This is a genomic window from Pantoea sp. SGAir0175 (genome assembly GCF_043547855.1).
The window spans coordinates 2,521,282-2,535,986 of sequence record NZ_CP028081.1; the positions used below are offsets into that span (position 1 = coordinate 2,521,282).

17 protein-coding genes are annotated in these 14,705 nt (G+C 59.2%); 3 read left to right on the forward strand and 14 right to left on the reverse strand.

Annotated elements, in window-relative coordinates:
* Positions 1–4 precede the first annotated feature (4 nt).
* The 10 genes from flgK to flgB all read right to left on the reverse strand — a co-directional run bounded on the left by flgK (position 5) and on the right by flgB (position 8,912).
* Positions 5–1,648 carry a flagellar hook-associated protein FlgK gene (gene flgK / locus C1N56_RS11745; protein WP_021506414.1) on the reverse strand — a complete coding sequence of 548 codons (1,644 nt, stop codon included), beginning with the start codon at positions 1,646–1,648 and terminating at the stop codon, positions 5–7.
* A 116-nt stretch (positions 1,649–1,764) separates the two neighbouring features.
* Positions 1,765–2,706, reverse strand: a complete 942-nt coding sequence (flgJ, locus tag C1N56_RS11750; RefSeq protein ID WP_058775423.1) for a flagellar assembly peptidoglycan hydrolase FlgJ — start codon at positions 2,704–2,706, stop codon at positions 1,765–1,767.
* Complete coding sequence (locus C1N56_RS11755; protein WP_394517472.1) at positions 2,706–3,755, reverse strand: flagellar basal body P-ring protein FlgI; 1,050 nt, start codon at positions 3,753–3,755, stop codon at positions 2,706–2,708. The genes flgJ and C1N56_RS11755 overlap by 1 nt, the downstream gene beginning before the upstream one ends.
* Positions 3,756–3,824: 69 nt before the next feature.
* Positions 3,825–4,535 carry a flagellar basal body L-ring protein FlgH gene (locus C1N56_RS11760; protein WP_021506417.1) on the reverse strand — a complete coding sequence of 237 codons (711 nt, stop codon included), beginning with the start codon at positions 4,533–4,535 and terminating at the stop codon, positions 3,825–3,827.
* A 62-nt stretch (positions 4,536–4,597) separates the two neighbouring features.
* Positions 4,598–5,380, reverse strand: a complete 783-nt coding sequence (flgG, locus tag C1N56_RS11765; protein ID WP_021506418.1) for a flagellar basal-body rod protein FlgG — start codon at positions 5,378–5,380, stop codon at positions 4,598–4,600.
* Between the two features lie 17 nt (positions 5,381–5,397).
* Positions 5,398–6,156 carry a flagellar basal body rod protein FlgF gene (locus C1N56_RS11770; RefSeq protein ID WP_058759464.1) on the reverse strand — a complete coding sequence of 253 codons (759 nt, stop codon included), beginning with the start codon at positions 6,154–6,156 and terminating at the stop codon, positions 5,398–5,400.
* 20 nt (positions 6,157–6,176) lie between these two features.
* The gene (flgE, locus tag C1N56_RS11775) at positions 6,177–7,379 is read right to left on the reverse strand and encodes a flagellar hook protein FlgE (RefSeq protein WP_021506420.1); all 1,203 of its coding nucleotides are present in this window, start codon (positions 7,377–7,379) and stop codon (positions 6,177–6,179) included.
* Positions 7,380–7,404: 25 nt separating this feature from the next.
* Positions 7,405–8,079 (reverse strand): flagellar hook assembly protein FlgD, encoded by a 675-nt coding sequence (gene flgD / locus C1N56_RS11780; RefSeq protein ID WP_021506421.1) that lies wholly within the window; start codon positions 8,077–8,079, stop codon positions 7,405–7,407.
* Positions 8,080–8,091: 12 nt separating this feature from the next.
* Positions 8,092–8,496, reverse strand: a complete 405-nt coding sequence (gene flgC / locus C1N56_RS11785) for a flagellar basal body rod protein FlgC (protein WP_021506422.1) — start codon at positions 8,494–8,496, stop codon at positions 8,092–8,094.
* A 2-nt stretch (positions 8,497–8,498) separates the two neighbouring features.
* The gene (gene flgB / locus C1N56_RS11790; protein ID WP_021506423.1) at positions 8,499–8,912 is read right to left on the reverse strand and encodes a flagellar basal body rod protein FlgB; all 414 of its coding nucleotides are present in this window, start codon (positions 8,910–8,912) and stop codon (positions 8,499–8,501) included.
* Positions 8,913–9,066: 154 nt separating this feature from the next.
* Here flgB and flgA point away from each other — a divergent pair, with 154 nt between their 5' ends.
* The 3 genes from flgA to flgN all read left to right on the forward strand — a co-directional run bounded on the left by flgA (position 9,067) and on the right by flgN (position 10,572).
* Positions 9,067–9,726 (forward strand): flagellar basal body P-ring formation chaperone FlgA, encoded by a 660-nt coding sequence (gene flgA, locus C1N56_RS11795; protein ID WP_021506424.1) that lies wholly within the window; start codon positions 9,067–9,069, stop codon positions 9,724–9,726.
* Between the two features lie 106 nt (positions 9,727–9,832).
* Positions 9,833–10,135 (forward strand): flagellar biosynthesis anti-sigma factor FlgM, encoded by a 303-nt coding sequence (flgM, locus tag C1N56_RS11800; protein ID WP_104186892.1) that lies wholly within the window; start codon positions 9,833–9,835, stop codon positions 10,133–10,135.
* Between the two features lie 5 nt (positions 10,136–10,140).
* The gene (flgN, locus tag C1N56_RS11805) at positions 10,141–10,572 is read left to right on the forward strand and encodes a flagellar export chaperone FlgN (RefSeq protein WP_058775420.1); all 432 of its coding nucleotides are present in this window, start codon (positions 10,141–10,143) and stop codon (positions 10,570–10,572) included.
* A 68-nt stretch (positions 10,573–10,640) separates the two neighbouring features.
* Here flgN and murJ read toward each other — a convergent pair whose 3' ends face one another.
* From murJ to rimJ, 4 genes are all read right to left on the reverse strand, one after another.
* The gene (gene murJ, locus C1N56_RS11810) at positions 10,641–12,179 is read right to left on the reverse strand and encodes a murein biosynthesis integral membrane protein MurJ (protein WP_058759461.1); all 1,539 of its coding nucleotides are present in this window, start codon (positions 12,177–12,179) and stop codon (positions 10,641–10,643) included.
* 121 nt (positions 12,180–12,300) lie between these two features.
* Positions 12,301–13,221, reverse strand: a complete 921-nt coding sequence (locus tag C1N56_RS11815) for a Gfo/Idh/MocA family protein (protein WP_394516680.1) — start codon at positions 13,219–13,221, stop codon at positions 12,301–12,303.
* Between the two features lies 1 nt (position 13,222).
* The gene (locus C1N56_RS11820; RefSeq protein WP_150360962.1) at positions 13,223–13,867 is read right to left on the reverse strand and encodes a DUF480 domain-containing protein; all 645 of its coding nucleotides are present in this window, start codon (positions 13,865–13,867) and stop codon (positions 13,223–13,225) included.
* A 15-nt stretch (positions 13,868–13,882) separates the two neighbouring features.
* A complete protein-coding gene (gene rimJ, locus C1N56_RS11825) occupies positions 13,883–14,476 on the reverse strand; it encodes a ribosomal protein S5-alanine N-acetyltransferase (protein ID WP_021506430.1) in 594 nt (197 codons plus the stop codon).
* Between the last annotated feature and the right edge of the window lie 229 nt (positions 14,477–14,705).

A 14,705-nucleotide genomic window follows, 5' to 3' on the forward strand; every position in this document is an offset into this window, starting at 1 on the left:
CGTATTAACCGCGAATGCTCATCAGAGCATCGAAAATGGTATTGGCGGTTTGCAGTACCTGCGCGTTCGCCATGTAAAATTGCTGATATTTGCTCAGGTTGGCGTACTCTTCGTCGAGGTTTACGCCAGAAACCGACTGCTGACGTTCGGTCAGCTGCGTCACCACGCCCTTCTGAGTGGTAGCGGCGGTTTCGAGGTTTTTGGTTTTGTTGCCAACGGTGCTCACCAGGCTGGCATAACCCTGCGCCAGCGTGGCGTTACCGTTAATCAGTTTGGCATCCTGCAGGTCCAGCAGCTTTTGCGCGTTACGGTTATCGCTGGCGCCACCCGCAGCCGAAGCTGCCGCGATCTGCGATTCACTGGTGATAGCCACTGACATGCCGCTAATCACATCCTGCACCGGTTTGACCAGGAAGCTGTCTTTGGCGTTAGCCGTTCCGTTTACCGTTAATGACAGTCCGTCAAAGCTCATGGTGGTATTGCCGGCACCGTCGCTGCCCATGGTCGGCGTCACTTTCACGTTGTCTGAAAGACGCGTCACCGACCAGTTGCTGCCGTCATAGCTGACGCTGTAGTTAGAGGCTTTCATCGCCCCGGTGTCGGTCCAGCTGGCGCTGACGGTAGCGGCAGAGGTGTTTTTGCTGTTGGTCACCACTGTCGGGCTACCAATATTGAAGAAGTTGATACCGGTGTTGCCTTTGCTGTCATAGCCCTGGCTGTGCACCTGGTTGAAGCTGGTGGTGAATGCCGCTGCCAGCTGCCCGAGCTGGTTCTGCGCGTTATCCAGATCCTGGGTACGGAACGCCAGCAGGCCCCCGAGCGAACCGGTGGTCAGCGTTTTTTCCGGGATCTCAACGTTACCGGCCTGCTTATCGACATAGCCCACGGTAATGCGCGACGCATCGCTGCTGGAAGGCATGGCGATCAGTGAGGTGGTTTTGCTGCCGTTGACCAGCGTGGTGTTGCCCATCGAGACGATATAGTTACCGTCCTGCTGCGAAACGTTCACGCCGACCAGGCCATTCAGGTTATTGACCAGCTGATCGCGCTGATCGAGCAGGTCGTTGGGCGCAGAGCCGCCGCCGGTGGTCAGCTTAGCGATCTGCGTGTTGAGATCGGCAATCTGGCTGGAGTAGGTGTTGATCTGCTCGACGCTGGCTTTAATGTCCGTATTGACGCTGTTTTGCATGCTGGTCAGATACTGTGCGGTGGTCTGGAACTGGTTTACCAGTCCCTGCGCATAGCTGAGCATAGACTGACGCGCAGAAGGATCGTCCGCGTTACTCACCACGTTCTGCACGTTAGTGAAAAAGCTCTGAATCGAGTCAGACAGGCTGGTGGTCGACGTCGACAGCAGATCATCAATATTCGAAATCTGGTTGTACTGTGAATTGACCGCGCTGTAGTTGGCGCTGTTACCGCGCAACTGGGCGGTAATAAACTCATCGTATTCACGCTGCACGCCGGTCACGTTGACGCCGTTGCCATAATAGTTGCTGCCCTGCAGCGTACTGTTGGCCTGCGACAGCAAAATCGTCTGGCGCGAATAACCGGCTACGGTGTAATTACTGATGTTGTTACTGGTGGTGCTTAATGCGGCCTGTGCGGCGCTCAGCCCGCTCATCGCGGAGTTAATTATGCTGGACATCTCGGTTCCTTTTTCCCGTTAACCGGGCTGGCAGTCATCAGTGCGATTGCGCGGGCCACAACGCCCGCGGCATGTGAAGGTTATCGGCGTGCTTAAGCGAAACTTGAGCGGAAAAATCAGAACAGATCGGTGAAATCCTGGCTGTAAGCCTTAACCACTTTTTCGCCCATGTTTTTGAATTGCTGGATCATTCCTACCAGTTTCTGCGCATATTTCGGGTCAGTCGCATAGCCAGCCGCCTGCAGCGCGCGCGCGCCCTGCTCGGCGCTCGGTGCGTTCGCCACTGCCGCATAGCGCGGGTTACTGGAAATCAACCGCACGTAGTCGCTGAGCGCTTCGAAATAGGAGCCATAAACGCGGAAGGTGGCGCGCACTTTCTTCGCCTCACCGCCCTCGTATTCCGTGGTCATGATGTCGGTGGTTTCGCCCTTCCAGTCGCCGCTGGCTTTGATCCCGAACACGTTGTAGCTCGGCTTACCGTCGCGCGTCAGGATCTGCCGCTGGCCCCAGCCGGACTCCAGTGCCGCCTGCGCCAGGATCAGATGGTGAGGAATGCCGCTCTGCTGGCTGGCCACTTTCGCCGGCTGCGCCAGCTGGGCGATAAACTCATTGCTGTCACCCGGCAGGCTGGCCGGCGAGACCGGCAGACGCGGCACCGCTTTGCGCACCATCTGCTCCAGCTGCGTGGGCGCCAGGCTGCTATAGATGAAGCTGTTATCCAGCTTCATCGGCACGGTACCGGCGCTTTCGTCCGGAGCCTGCGCCGGCTGCATCTGTTTGACAATGGTGTCGGCCAGACCCAGCCCGCGCTTGCCGATTTCCTGCGCAATCTGCTGATCGTAAAGCGAGGTGTAAAGCCGCGTCTGATCGTTGCTCAGCATGCCATCCTGCGGCAGCGCTTCACGCATGCTCTTCAGCATCATCTGCACGAACATCCCTTCGACCTGTTTCGCCACCTGCAGCGCTTTGCCTTTCGGGTCCACGGCAGCCTGGCGTTTCAGTTCGTTCAGCGAGCGGCTGTCATACGCCGCGTTCATCAGCGATTGCGTATCGGTCATCAGATAATTTCCAGCTTCGCGCGCAGGCAGCCCGCGCTCTCCATCGATTGCAGAATCGACATCAGCTCAATCGGTGTCGCACCCAGCGCATTCAGCGCCCGCACTACGTTGTTCAGGTTGGCACTGGCGTTAACCCGCTGCAGCGCGCCGCCGCTCTGACGCAGATCGATCTGCGTTTGCGTGGTGGCAACCGTCTGACCACCGGCAAACGGCGTATCCGGCTGGCTGACGTTCTGCTGCTGATTAACCGTGACCGACAGGTTGCCCTGCGCCACCGCACAGGTGTTGAGCGTCACTTCGCGATTCATCACCACCGAACCGGTGCGCGAGTTAATGATCACTTTGGCGTCTTCCAGCGGCACCGACACGTCGATGTTCTGGATCTCCGCCAGCAGACGTACCTGCGAGCTGTTATTCGGCGACACGCGGATTTGCACGGTACGGGCGTCCAGCGGCAGCGCTGCCCCCACGCCACGGCTGTTGATGGCATCAGCAATGCGCTGCGCCATGGTGAAATCTTCGTTGTTAAGCTGCAGGTTGATGGTGTTCTGGCTGCCGAAGTTGCTCTGCAGCTCACGCTCGACGGTGGCGCCACCGGTAATGCGGCCGCCGTTGAGCTGGTTAACCTGCACGCTGCTGCCGCCGGCCGAAGCACCCGCCCCGCCGACCAGAATGTTACCCTGCGCCAGCGCGTAAACCTGGTTATCGACGCCCTTCAGCGGCGTCATCAGCAGCGTACCGCCGCGCAAGCTTTTGGCGTTACCCAGAGAGGACACCACCACGTCAACCGTCTGTCCCTGACGGGCAAACGACGGCAGCTTGGCGGTGACCATCACCGCCGCCACGTTTTTCAGCTGCATGTTGGTGCCGGCAGGCACGGTGATGCCCAGCTGCGACAGCATGTTACTCACCGTTTGCGTGGTGAACGGCGTCTGGGTGGTCTGGTCACCGGTGCCGTCAAGGCCAACCACCAGACCGTAACCAATCAGCTGGTTATCGCGTACGCCCTGCACGCTGGTGAGATCGCGGATGCGATCGGCCTGCGCCATCAGGCTGCTGATGCCGAGCAACAGGCCCAGGCCCAAACGCAGCAGTGTAGTGTTTTTCATCATGACCTCTTACATCGGCGAGACGTTCAGGAAGAAGCGCTGGAACCAGCCCATAGTCTGCGCCTCATTGATATAACCGTTACCGACGTACTCAATACGTGCATCGGCGACCTGCGTTGACAGCACCGCGTTGCTGGCGCTGATGGTGCGCGGGTTCACTACGCCAGAGAAGCGAATAAATTCGGTGCCCTGGTTGATTTCAATCTGTTTCTCGCCGACCACGCGCAGGTTGCCGTTCGACAGCACCTGGTTAACGGTGACGGTGATGGTGCCGGTAAAGGTGTTGTTGGCGGTTGCGCCACCTTTGCCAGCGAAATCGTTTTTGCCGTTGGCATCGAGCGCGGCTTTTTCGCCGCCGGCGCCCACCAGTCCGGCCAGGCCGGTTGGGATGGCGCTCAGGCCAAAGCTGTTGCTACCGTCGCGGCTGGCATTGGCTGAAGAGCTTTTGCTGGCGCTGACGTTTTCCTGCAGCGTAATGGTCAGGGTGTCACCAATGTTACGTGGACGACGATCCTCAAACAGCGGCTGATAGCCGTAGTTGAGCGGCGCCACGCCCTGAAAAATGGAACCGTTCACCACCGGCGGTGCGGATGGCGTCGGCTCAGCCGTCGTCGCACCCTGTACCAGTGGCGTGCGCGGCACCAGCGCACAACCGTTAAGGGTCAGTAGCAGCGTGGCTACTAACCAATGCCCAGGCTTGAGAATCACTTGCTTCGCCACAGAGTTCTGACCTTTTTCATGTTCTTAATCGGGCCAGACGCGCTGGCCCAACGATCCCGGCATTACAGCTGGGTTAACTTCTGCAGCATCTGATCGGAGGTGCTGATCGCTTTGCTGTTGATCTCATAAGCGCGCTGCGTCTGGATCATGGTCACCAGCTCTTCCGCCACGTTGACGTTGGAGGTTTCCACGTAACCCTGATACAGCAGACCGGCCCCGTTCTGGCCCGGCGTGCTTTCGGTCGGCGCACCGGAGGCCTGGGTTTCCTGATAGAGGTTTTCCCCGACGCTATCCAGTCCGGCATCGTTCATGAAGGTGCTGAGCGTCAGCTGGCCAACCTGCGCCGGCTGCGTCTGCCCCTGCTGTGTCACCGTCACCACGCCGTCACGCGCAATGGTGATGCTGGTGGCGTTCGCCGGAATAGTGATGCCCGGCTGCACCGGGAAACCGGCGTTGGTCACCAGCTGGCCGTTCTGATCCACCTGGAACGAGCCATCGCGGGTATAGGCAGAGGTGCCGTCCGGCATCTGCACCTGGAAATAGCCCTGACCGTTGATCGCCACATCTTTTGAGTTGCTTGTCTGCGACAGGTTGCCCTGGTTGTGCAGACGTTCGGTGGTCACCGGACGCACACCGGTACCGATCTGCAGGCCCGACGGCAGCGTGGTCTGTTCTGACGACTGCGCACCCGGCTGACGCAGGGTCTGGTACATCAGGTCTTCGAACACCGCGCGTGAACGCTTAAAGCCGTTAGTGCTGACGTTCGCCAGGTTGTTGGCGATGACGTCCATGTTGGTCTGCTGTGCGTCAAGACCGGTTTTCGCGATCCATAAAGAACGAATCATTGTGTTTTCCTTAAGCCTTAGCTGCTCATATTGAGCAGCTGATTAGCCCGCTGTTCGTTTTCATCGACGTTGGAGATCACTTTCATCTGCATCTCGAAACGTCGGGCGTTGGCGATCATGTCGACCATGGTTTCCACGGGCTTCACGTTGCTGCCCTCCAGCACGCCCGGCATCACCTGCACGGTTGCGTCATTCGGCAGTGCCGCGCCGCGCTGTGCCTGAGTGGCGGCGCTGGGACGGAACATGCCGTCATCACCGCGCGTCAGTTCCTGGCCTGTGGCACGTACCAGCTTCAGCCGTCCGAGCTGCACCGTGGCGTTCGGCGCGTCACCGGCGTTAAGCGCGGTGATGGAGCCGTCGGCGGCAATGGTCAGTTGCGCGCCCTGCGGCACGGCAATCGGACCGCCATCGCCCATCACGGGATTGCCCTGAATGGTCAGCTGGCCGGTCGGGCTGATCTGCATGTTACCGTTGCGGGTATAAGCTTCACTGCCGTCAGCGGTACGCACCGCCAGCCAGCCATCCTGCTGCACCGCCACATCGAGCGGACGCTCGGTGTAATCGAGCGAGCCCTGCGACATATCGGCACCCGGTGTGGAAGCGGCGACCAGCGTACGTGTTGGCAGCGACCAGCCGTTGACCGGCACCGCGCGCAGCGCATTGAGCTGAGCGCGAAAGCCCGGCGTCGAGGCGTTGGCGAGGTTGCTGGCGGTCACAGACTGTTGCTCCATCGTCTGACTGGCCGCGCCCATCGCGGTATATATTGCGTGATCCATAAAGCAATCCCGTTAGCGTATTAACGAAGGTTGACCAGGGTATTAAGAATCTGGTCCTGCGTTTTGATGGTCTGGCTGTTGGCCTGATAGTTACGCTGGGCAACGATCATATTCACCAGCTCTTTACTCAGGTCGACGTTGGACGCTTCCAGCGCGCCGGAGGTCAGGTTGCCGTAGGTACCGGTGCCTGCCAGACCGACTGCCGCCTGGCCCGAAGAGTTGGTTGCCGACCAGACGTTATCACCCTCGGACTTCAGCCCTTCCGGGTTAGAGAAACTCGCCAGCACAATCTGACCCAGCAGCTGGGTTTTCTGGTTGGAGTAAGTCCCGGTGATGGTGCCGTCGTCGTTGATGGTGTAGCTGGTCAGATCGCCCGGTGCATAGCCATCCTGGGTTGGGTTACCGAAGTTGGTTTTGCCGGTGTTCTGCTGCAGGCTGCCGAGCACGCTGAGGCTGACCGCCTGGTTGGCCGCAGCACCGTTCGCCCCCTGAATGGTCAGCGCCACGGTGCTGGCCGAGGTCAGGTTACCGCTGGTATCGAATACCATGTTGAAGTTACCGGCAGCCTGACCGGTGGTGGAATCAATCGCGTGCACCGTCCAGTTGTTGTCGGCCGTTTTGACGTAGTACAGATCCAGCGCGTGGTCGTTACCCTGCGAGTCGTACACGGTCACGGTGCTTTTGGCGTTGTAAGTATCCACATTGGTCGCCGTGAACGCACCGCCGGTTGGCACCGCATCGGTTGAGTTCAGGTTGGATACCATAGTGGCGGTAGTGGTGGCGCGCGCCGACATCTGGGTGGTCGGAATGCTCAGCGCGACCGGGTTGGCACCGGCCTGAATGGTTGGCGGAGTGCCGTTAGCCGGATAGCCGGTTACGGTCAGGCCCTGGGTGTTCACCAGGTTACGGTTTTCGTCCAGCGTGAACTGGCCGTTGCGCGAATAGAACACGCCGCCGCTGGCGTCGGTCAGACGGAAGAAACCGTTGCCGCTCAGCGCCACGTCCAGCCCACGGCTGGTAGAGGTGGTGGTGCCGTCGTTAAAGTTCTGAATCACCGCTGCGACTTTGGTACCCATACCGACGTTCGAACCGGCGAACATATCGGCAAACGCGATGGTGCTGGATTTAAAGCCGGCCGTCGCCGAGTTGGCGATGTTGTTACCAATAACGTCGAGGTTGCTGGAGGCAGCGCCCAGGCCGCTCACCGCTTGTGAAAATGACATGCTATTTCTCCTGCTAAGAGGTTAGTCAGAGAATCTGACGAATTTCATCGAGGGTCGCGGAGCCCATGGTGCCGAGATCCAGTTTTGCGGTGTTATTCACGGTGCTGACGCCGTTGACATAGGCGTAGTTCAGCGGCTGTGCCACCAGTTGGGTGCTGCCATTGCTGGCGGCGAGTGAAACCGTATATTTGCCGTCCGGTGCGGCGCTGCCATCGTCCATCTTGCCGTCCCACGAGAAGGTGTGAACGCCGGCGCTGAGACCGCCGAGATCGATGGAGCGCACTACGCTGCCGTTGCCATCTTTGATGGTGACGCTGGTGGCGGTCGACGCGGTGCCCAGCTCCACGCCAAACGGCGTGCTGGTGCCGCTGCCGACCAGCACCTGGCTGCCCTTCACCATCACGCCATGGCCGATCAGCGTTGAGCTCTGCAGCGACTGGCTGGTGCTGATCTGACCGGAAATCGATCCCAGCGTGGTATTGAGTTTTTCAATGCCGCTCAGGGTGTTGATCTGCGTCAGTTGGGTTGTCAGCTGACTGTTGTCCATCGGGTTAGTCGGGTCCTGATTTTTCAGCTGCGTCACCAGCATGTTCAGGAACTGGTTTTGCAGATCCTGCGCGCTGTTGCCGCTGCCGGTGCTGCTGCTGGAGCTGAGGACCGTGGGGTCGAGGTTGTCTTTAATCCCTACTGCAAGGCTCATAATGCGTCTCCGTTACTGACCCATGGTGAGGGTTTTCATCATCATTGACTTCACCGTGTTCAGCACTTCGACGTTGGCCTGATAGCTGCGCGACGCGGACATGGTGTTAACGGTTTCGGCGACCACGTCGACGTTAGGCATTTTGACGTAGCCTTTCTGGTCAGCCAGCGGATTACCCGGGTCATACACCAGTTTGGCGGGCGTCGGGTCGTTCACGACACCGGCTACTTTGACGCCGCCGGTGGCCGCGCCCTGAGCGGCATCGGTCTGGAAAATCACCTGCTTCGCCACGTAGGGCTGGCCGTCAGGCCCGGTGACGCTGTCGGCGTTGGCCAGGTTACTGGCGCTGACGTTGAGCCGCTGTGACTGTGCGGTCATCGCAGAACCGGCGATATCAAAGATATTCAGCAATGCCATGATTATTGCCCCTGCAGAACGCTCATCATGCCTTTGATCTGGCTACTGATGAGGGTGAGATCGGTTTGGTATTTCAGGCTGTTATCCGCAAACTGCGTACGCTCGCGATCCATATCCACGGTGTTACCATCCGCGGCAGGCTGATCGGGAATGCGGTACAGCAGATCCAGTGCGGGCTGTGAGTTGGTCTGCGCTTCAATGTGACGTGATGACGTGACATTGAGCGCCAGGCTGCTGCCTTCGGCACGGCCGTTCTGCATCACCTTGCTCAGCTGGCTGGCAAAGTCGATATCCCGCGCCTGGTAGCCCGGGGTATCGGCGTTGGCAATGTTAGACGCCAGAATCTCCTGGCGCTGCGCCCGCAGGTTTAATGCTTCTGTACCAAATCGCAGCGCGGCATCGAGTTTGTCGAGCATGCTTCCTCCGCGAATGAGAATTTCGAGCTGACAGCTTAATGGGACAAAAGCAAGGGCTATCGTCTGAATAGCAGCAAAAATCGTGGCTATTTTTCACCTTGAATTTTTGGTGCGCGGAGTAGACTCAGTGCCATCTTTTCGACAGGAGGCGTTGATGCGTACAACTTCTTCCCTGCTGGCCCTGCTGTGGCTGGCCTTCGCGACGCCCGGCTATGCTGCCGATCTCAGCGCGCAGCTGACTCAGTTCTTTCAGGCGCGCGATCCGCAGCACGCCGCCGGTATGACCGTGGTGGTCCGCACGCCGCAGACGCAGTGGCCCGCCTGCGACACACCGCAGCTGCTGCTGCCGGGTAACAGTCGCCAGTGGGGCAATCTGAGCATTGCCGCCAGCTGCGGCCAGAATCGTCGCTATCTGCAGGTACAGGTGCAGGTCACCGGCGAGTATCTGGTGGCCAATCGTCAGCTGGCGCGCGGCAGCAACGTCAGCGCCAGTGATTTCCGCCTGGAGAGTGGCCGGCTGGACACGCTGCCGGCGCGCGCGCTGCTCAGCAGCAGCAATCTGGCGGACGCCATTGCCCTGCGTGACATTGCGCCAGGCCAGCCGGTGACGGCCACTATGCTGCGCCAGCCGTGGCGGGTGAAAGCCGGTCAGAATGTGATGGTGATTGCCAGCGGCAACGGCTTTAATGCCAGCAGTGAAGGTCGTGCGTTAAACAACGCCAGCGCGGCGCAGACGGTGCGCGTGCGCATGAGCAATGGCCAGGTGGTAAGCGGTCGTGTCAGCGAGGATGGGAATATTCTGATATCGCTATAAAGCGTTAAAGAACGCTGTTGTTCTGCCGATAGAGATATCAACAATGATATTACCCTATGCTGACTCAGTTGGCTGATCCCCAACTGACCCTAACAGGAGCCACACCATGAGTATCGACAGAACGCAGCCTTTAAAACCGGTGAGCACTGTACAAACCCGTGACAGCAGCGACAACCAGGCAAAAGTGCGTCAGAACAGCGCACCGGCCACCAGCACCAGCCAGAATGGTGCGGAAGTGACGCTGAGTCCCGCTCAGGCGCAGCTGATGCAGCCGGGCAGCAAAGATATTAACACAGCGCGCGTAGAGCAGCTGAAGACCGCCATTCGTAATGGTGAACTGAAAATGGATACCGGTAAGATCGCCGATGCGCTGATCGCCGATACCAGGGCGTTTTTAGAGGGTAAATAGTCCCGATGGATAATCTGCTGACCACCTTAGATAAAATGCAGGATGTGCTGAGTTCGCTTAACGTCGTGATGGATGAAGAGCAGCAGCAACTTTCTGCCGGACGGATTAATGGCAACCTGCTGCAGCGCATTACAGAAGATAAAAGCGCGCTGCTGACGACGTTGAATTATCTGGACGAGATGCGCCGCAAAACCGAGCTGTCGCTGGGTACCAAAGCGCCTTATCGTGGTCACAGTGATATTGCACGCCGCTGGCACAGTATTCAGCAACATACCCAGCGTCTGCGCGACGCTAATCAGCACAATGGCATGCTGTTGCAGCATCAGATGACCTTTACCGAACAGGCACTGTCGGTGCTGAAACCGCATCAGACCCAGTCATTTTACGGCCCGGACGGCCGCGGTTTAGGCCAGAGCACGCTGAGCCGCAAAGGCTAAACGCAGCCGTGCTGCGGTTCCGCTGAATCAGGGTCGCCCACGCCAGGCGACCCTTTTTTATTGTGCGCTCACACCGCCGTGCGGCGGGCAAAATCGCGTGGGCGGAAGCCCAGTAAACCGAGCATCACGAAGTAAGCGCCGCCGCCAATGGCGCACACCGCCGCCAGCCGCAGTAACCGCCACCACATCTGCCCCTCTTCCCACGCCGGCATCACCTGCAGAATGCCCAGCAGCGCAGCAGCCATCACCGCGACGGCGACCAGCAGACGCAGCAGGAAACCGTGCCAGCCCGGCTGCGGCTGAAAGATTTGCTGTTTGCGCAGTTGCCAGTAGAGCAGCGCCGCATTCAGGCAGGCCGCCAGACCAATCGACAGCGACAGACCTGCGTGCTTCAGCGGGCCGATAAACGCCAGGTTCATCAGCTGGGTCATGATCAAGGTGGCGATAGCAATCTTTACCGGCGTTTTGATGTCCTGACGCGAATAGAAGCCCGGCGCCAGCACTTTCACCACGATCAGCCCCATCAGCCCAACCGAATAGGCAATCAGCGCGCGCTGGGTCATCGCCGCATCAAAAGCGGTAAATTTGCCGTACTGGAACAGCGCCACGGTGAGCGGACCGGAAAGAATGCCCAGCGCAACCGCGCTCGGCAGCGCCAGCAGGAAGCACAGACGCAGGCCCCAGTCCATCAGACGGGAATATTCATCGTGGTTGCCGCTGGCAAAACTCTTCGCCAGCGACGGCAGCAGGATGGTGCCGAGCGCCACGCCCAGCACGCCAGAGGGAAACTCCATCAGACGATCGGCGTAGTACATCCACGACACCGAGCCGGAGACCAGAAACGAGGCGAAAATGGTATTGATGATCAGCGAGATCTGGCTCACCGACACGCCGAGAATCGCCGGGCCCATCTGGCGCATCACCCGCCACACGCCGGCATCGCGCAGGTTGACGCGCGGCAGTACCAGCATGCCAATCTTTTTCAGGTGCGGCAGTTGATAGAACAGCTGCAGCAGCCCGCCCACTACCACTGCCCACGCCAGCGCCATCACCGGCGGATGGAAGTGCGGCGCGGCAAACAGCGCAAAGCCGATCATGCTGATATTCAGCAGCGTGGGCGCGAACGCCGGGACGGAGAAGCGGTTCCAGGTATTAAGAATCGCCCCGGCCAGCGACGCCAGCGAGATCAGCAGAATATAAGGAAAGGTGACGCGCAGCAGCGAACTGGTTAAGGCGAACTTGTCGGCGGTATCGGCAAAACCCGGCGCCGTTACCACGATTACCCAGGGAGCTGCGACCATGCCCAGCACCGTCACCACCGCCAGCACCAGCGTCAGCAGGCCTGATACATAGGCAACAAACACCCGCGTGGCGTCTTCGCCCTGCTTGCTTTTATATTCGGCAAGAATTGGCACGAAGGCCTGTGAAAAGGCGCCTTCGGCGAAAATACGGCGCAGCAGATTGGGCAGTTTGAACGCCACGAAAAAGGCATCGGTGGCCATGCCAGCCCCGAAAACGCGCGCCACGATGGCGTCGCGGGCAAAGCCCAGCACGCGGGAAAACAGGGTCATCGAACTGACCGCAGCCAGCGATTTCAGCAAATTCATAATGAGTGGCGCATCCTGAAAAGTGTCGGATAAATGAGCAACTTAGCGCGGACATCCTGCGATGTCCGGCGATAGTCTACTGCTGCGGTGGGAAATGACCAGCATTGAGTGTTACAAGGGATTATTCCTGTACGGCGTCGCGCCACAGTTTTTCCACCAGACGCTGCGCCGCCAGCGCCTGTTCACCGCTGGTTTCAGGCTTCGTCTGATTTTCCACGCACTGGATAAAATGGTGTGCCGCACCGCTGAAGCCACGCTGGGTCAGATGACTTTGCCACGCCGGCGGGACATCACTGCGCAGGCCGCTAAGCGTCTCTTCACGCCAGTCGCGCATCTCATTAATTTCGATGTAACGCCCGTCGCAGATGGCGCTGACCACTTCACGCTGCGTGCCCGCACGGCGATGCATACTGGTGGTAATTTGCAGCGATCCGGCCGAGAAATGGTGCTCACCGTAGAGCATTGCGCCGTCATCATGGGTGTCGATATGGCCGAGCTCCAGCCTGAGCTTGCCGCCGGCCAGCCACAGCGCGGTATCGACCACATGCAGATAATCATCCAGCAGGGTAAAGCGCAGGTCGTGCGGGCCGACGCTGTCTGCCCGGTGTTTCTCAATGCGCAGCGAGGACGCGCCCGGCAGCTGCGCTTTCAGCTGCTGGTAGCGCGGTGCAAAGCGCCGGTTGAATGCCACCATCAGTTTGCGTTTGCGCTTTTCCGCCAGCGCCACCAGCGTCTCGGCCTGCTGCAGCGTTTCGGCCAGCGGCTTATCGACACAAACATCTTTACCGGCCAGCAGCAGCGCCTGCACTACCTCAAAATGGCTGGCGGTGCTGCTGTGTACAAACACCGCATCGCTGGCCGCCGCCAGCGCATCCAGCTGACTAAAATAAGGAATACGGTAACTGTCGCAGACCGGCTGCGCCCGCGCCTGGCTGGGCGAGAACGCGCCCACCAGCTGCCAGCCGCTGGCCTGCGCCAGCACCGGCAGCCAGGCTTTCTGCGCGATACCGCCAAGCCCCACCACACCAATACGCAGCGTCATTTCACGCCTCCCGCTGCAGCAGTTGCTGCAGCTGAGCATCAAGGCGCGCCACCTGCGCTTCCAACTGAGCAACGCGCACGGCCAGATCGTCTGATTCAGGCGACGCTGTGTGGCTGGCGGGTAGTTCGTCCGCCACCTCGCCGCCAAACAGGTGCATATAGCGGCTTTCACGCTTGCCCGGCTCGCGCGCCAGACGCACCACCATGGGGCCGTCGTCGCGCGTTGTCAGCCCCTCCAGCGTGCGTTCCACCTCGGCCATGTCCTGAAACTCATGCAGACGACCACTGCGGGTACGCAGTTCGCCCGGCGTCTGCACGCCGCGCAGGAACAGCAGCGTCAGCACCGCCACTTCGGCGGCATTCAGCTGCAGATTGCCAAACGCCGAGTTGCAGAAACGCTGTTCATATTTGCTGACACGCTGACCGAAACCGCTGTTAGCGGTGACCAGATGCTTTTTCACCAGCTCATCGAGCTGAGCCTGCACCTCGCTTTCGCTCAGGTTCATTACCGGCTCACGGTTAGATTTCTGATTACAGGCGGTGACCACGCCATTGAGGGATAACGGATATTGATCCGGCGTGGTGACCTGCTTCTCCAGCAGGCAGCCGATCACGCGCAATGCCTGCGCGGAGAGAGCCATCTTCATTACGTGTTCCTTTTATTATTGTCCGCGACGATCCGGGTTCCATTCGCGCCAGGTAAGCGCCGTCAGCACATGATCCTGCCAGCGGCCATCAATCAGTAAATAGTCTTTGGCGTAGCCCTCTTTTTCAAAACCGAGGCGCGCCAGCAAATCACCACTGCGCTGATTGTGCGGCATATAGTTGGCCATGATGCGATGAATGCGCTGCTGGCGTTGCATATAGCGAATCGCCGCCTGCAGCGCCTCAAACATCATGCCCTGCCCCTGCCACTTCTCTCCCAGCGAGTAGCCGAGATAGCAGGCATGAAACGATCCGCGCAGCACATTGCTGAAGTTGGCGACGCCGCGCACTTCATGCTCTTCCGGGTCCATCAGCACAAAATAGAACGCGGAGCCCTGTTTATGCATGTCGGCAATTAAACCCAGGCGCGCCTGCCAGCCGGAAGGATAACAGTGGCTCTCATCGCGCACCGGTTCCCAGGGTTTAAGAAAGGCGCGGTTTTCGGCGTAGTAATCCGCCAGACGCCAGGCATCGCGTTCATGTACTAAACGCACCACCAGACGATCGGTGGTAAGCCGCACGCGCGGGCCAGCAGAGCGATAGCCAAACATCATGACTCCTGAAATCCATAACGAAAGAAAGATGTACGCCAGCGGCGTTACTTCTCACTATAACCGTCACCCCGGCTGCGGTAAAACCCCGCGCATCGCTCACGGCAATTGATTCCGATTAAGGATTAATTTCTCTTCAGGCTGGATAAAAAAATATCATCCTGAAAACGCTATTTTTCCCGCCGGAGCAGGCAGAAAATAGACCAGCTGGTCACTTTTCCTTCTCACT

Excerpts from the sequence above, each read along its gene's own strand:
- flgM (WP_104186892.1), top strand. The coding sequence starts at position 9,833 with ATGAGTATCGACAGAACGCAGCCTTTAAAACCGGTGAGCACTGTACAA.
- C1N56_RS11755 (WP_394517472.1), bottom strand. The coding sequence starts at position 3,755 with ATGGCGCAGGCCGATCGCATCCGCGATCTCACCAGCGTGCAGGGCGTA.
- C1N56_RS11815 (WP_394516680.1), bottom strand. The coding sequence starts at position 13,221 with ATGACGCTGCGTATTGGTGTGGTGGGGCTTGGCGGTATCGCGCAGAAA.
- flgC (WP_021506422.1), bottom strand. The coding sequence starts at position 8,496 with ATGGCATTGCTGAATATCTTTGATATCGCCGGTTCTGCGATGACCGCA.
- C1N56_RS11820 (WP_150360962.1), bottom strand. The coding sequence starts at position 13,867 with ATGAAGATGGCTCTCTCCGCGCAGGCATTGCGCGTGATCGGCTGCCTG.
- flgN (WP_058775420.1), top strand. The coding sequence starts at position 10,141 with ATGGATAATCTGCTGACCACCTTAGATAAAATGCAGGATGTGCTGAGT.
- flgG (WP_021506418.1), bottom strand. The coding sequence starts at position 5,380 with ATGATTCGTTCTTTATGGATCGCGAAAACCGGTCTTGACGCACAGCAG.
- flgJ (WP_058775423.1), bottom strand. The coding sequence starts at position 2,706 with ATGACCGATACGCAATCGCTGATGAACGCGGCGTATGACAGCCGCTCG.
- flgD (WP_021506421.1), bottom strand. The coding sequence starts at position 8,079 with ATGAGCCTTGCAGTAGGGATTAAAGACAACCTCGACCCCACGGTCCTC.
- flgB (WP_021506423.1), bottom strand. The coding sequence starts at position 8,912 with ATGCTCGACAAACTCGATGCCGCGCTGCGATTTGGTACAGAAGCATTA.
- rimJ (WP_021506430.1), bottom strand. The coding sequence starts at position 14,476 with ATGTTTGGCTATCGCTCTGCTGGCCCGCGCGTGCGGCTTACCACCGAT.
- murJ (WP_058759461.1), bottom strand. The coding sequence starts at position 12,179 with ATGAATTTGCTGAAATCGCTGGCTGCGGTCAGTTCGATGACCCTGTTT.
- flgK (WP_021506414.1), bottom strand. The coding sequence starts at position 1,648 with ATGTCCAGCATAATTAACTCCGCGATGAGCGGGCTGAGCGCCGCACAG.
- flgE (WP_021506420.1), bottom strand. The coding sequence starts at position 7,379 with ATGTCATTTTCACAAGCGGTGAGCGGCCTGGGCGCTGCCTCCAGCAAC.
- flgA (WP_021506424.1), top strand. The coding sequence starts at position 9,067 with ATGCGTACAACTTCTTCCCTGCTGGCCCTGCTGTGGCTGGCCTTCGCG.
- C1N56_RS11770 (WP_058759464.1), bottom strand. The coding sequence starts at position 6,156 with ATGGATCACGCAATATATACCGCGATGGGCGCGGCCAGTCAGACGATG.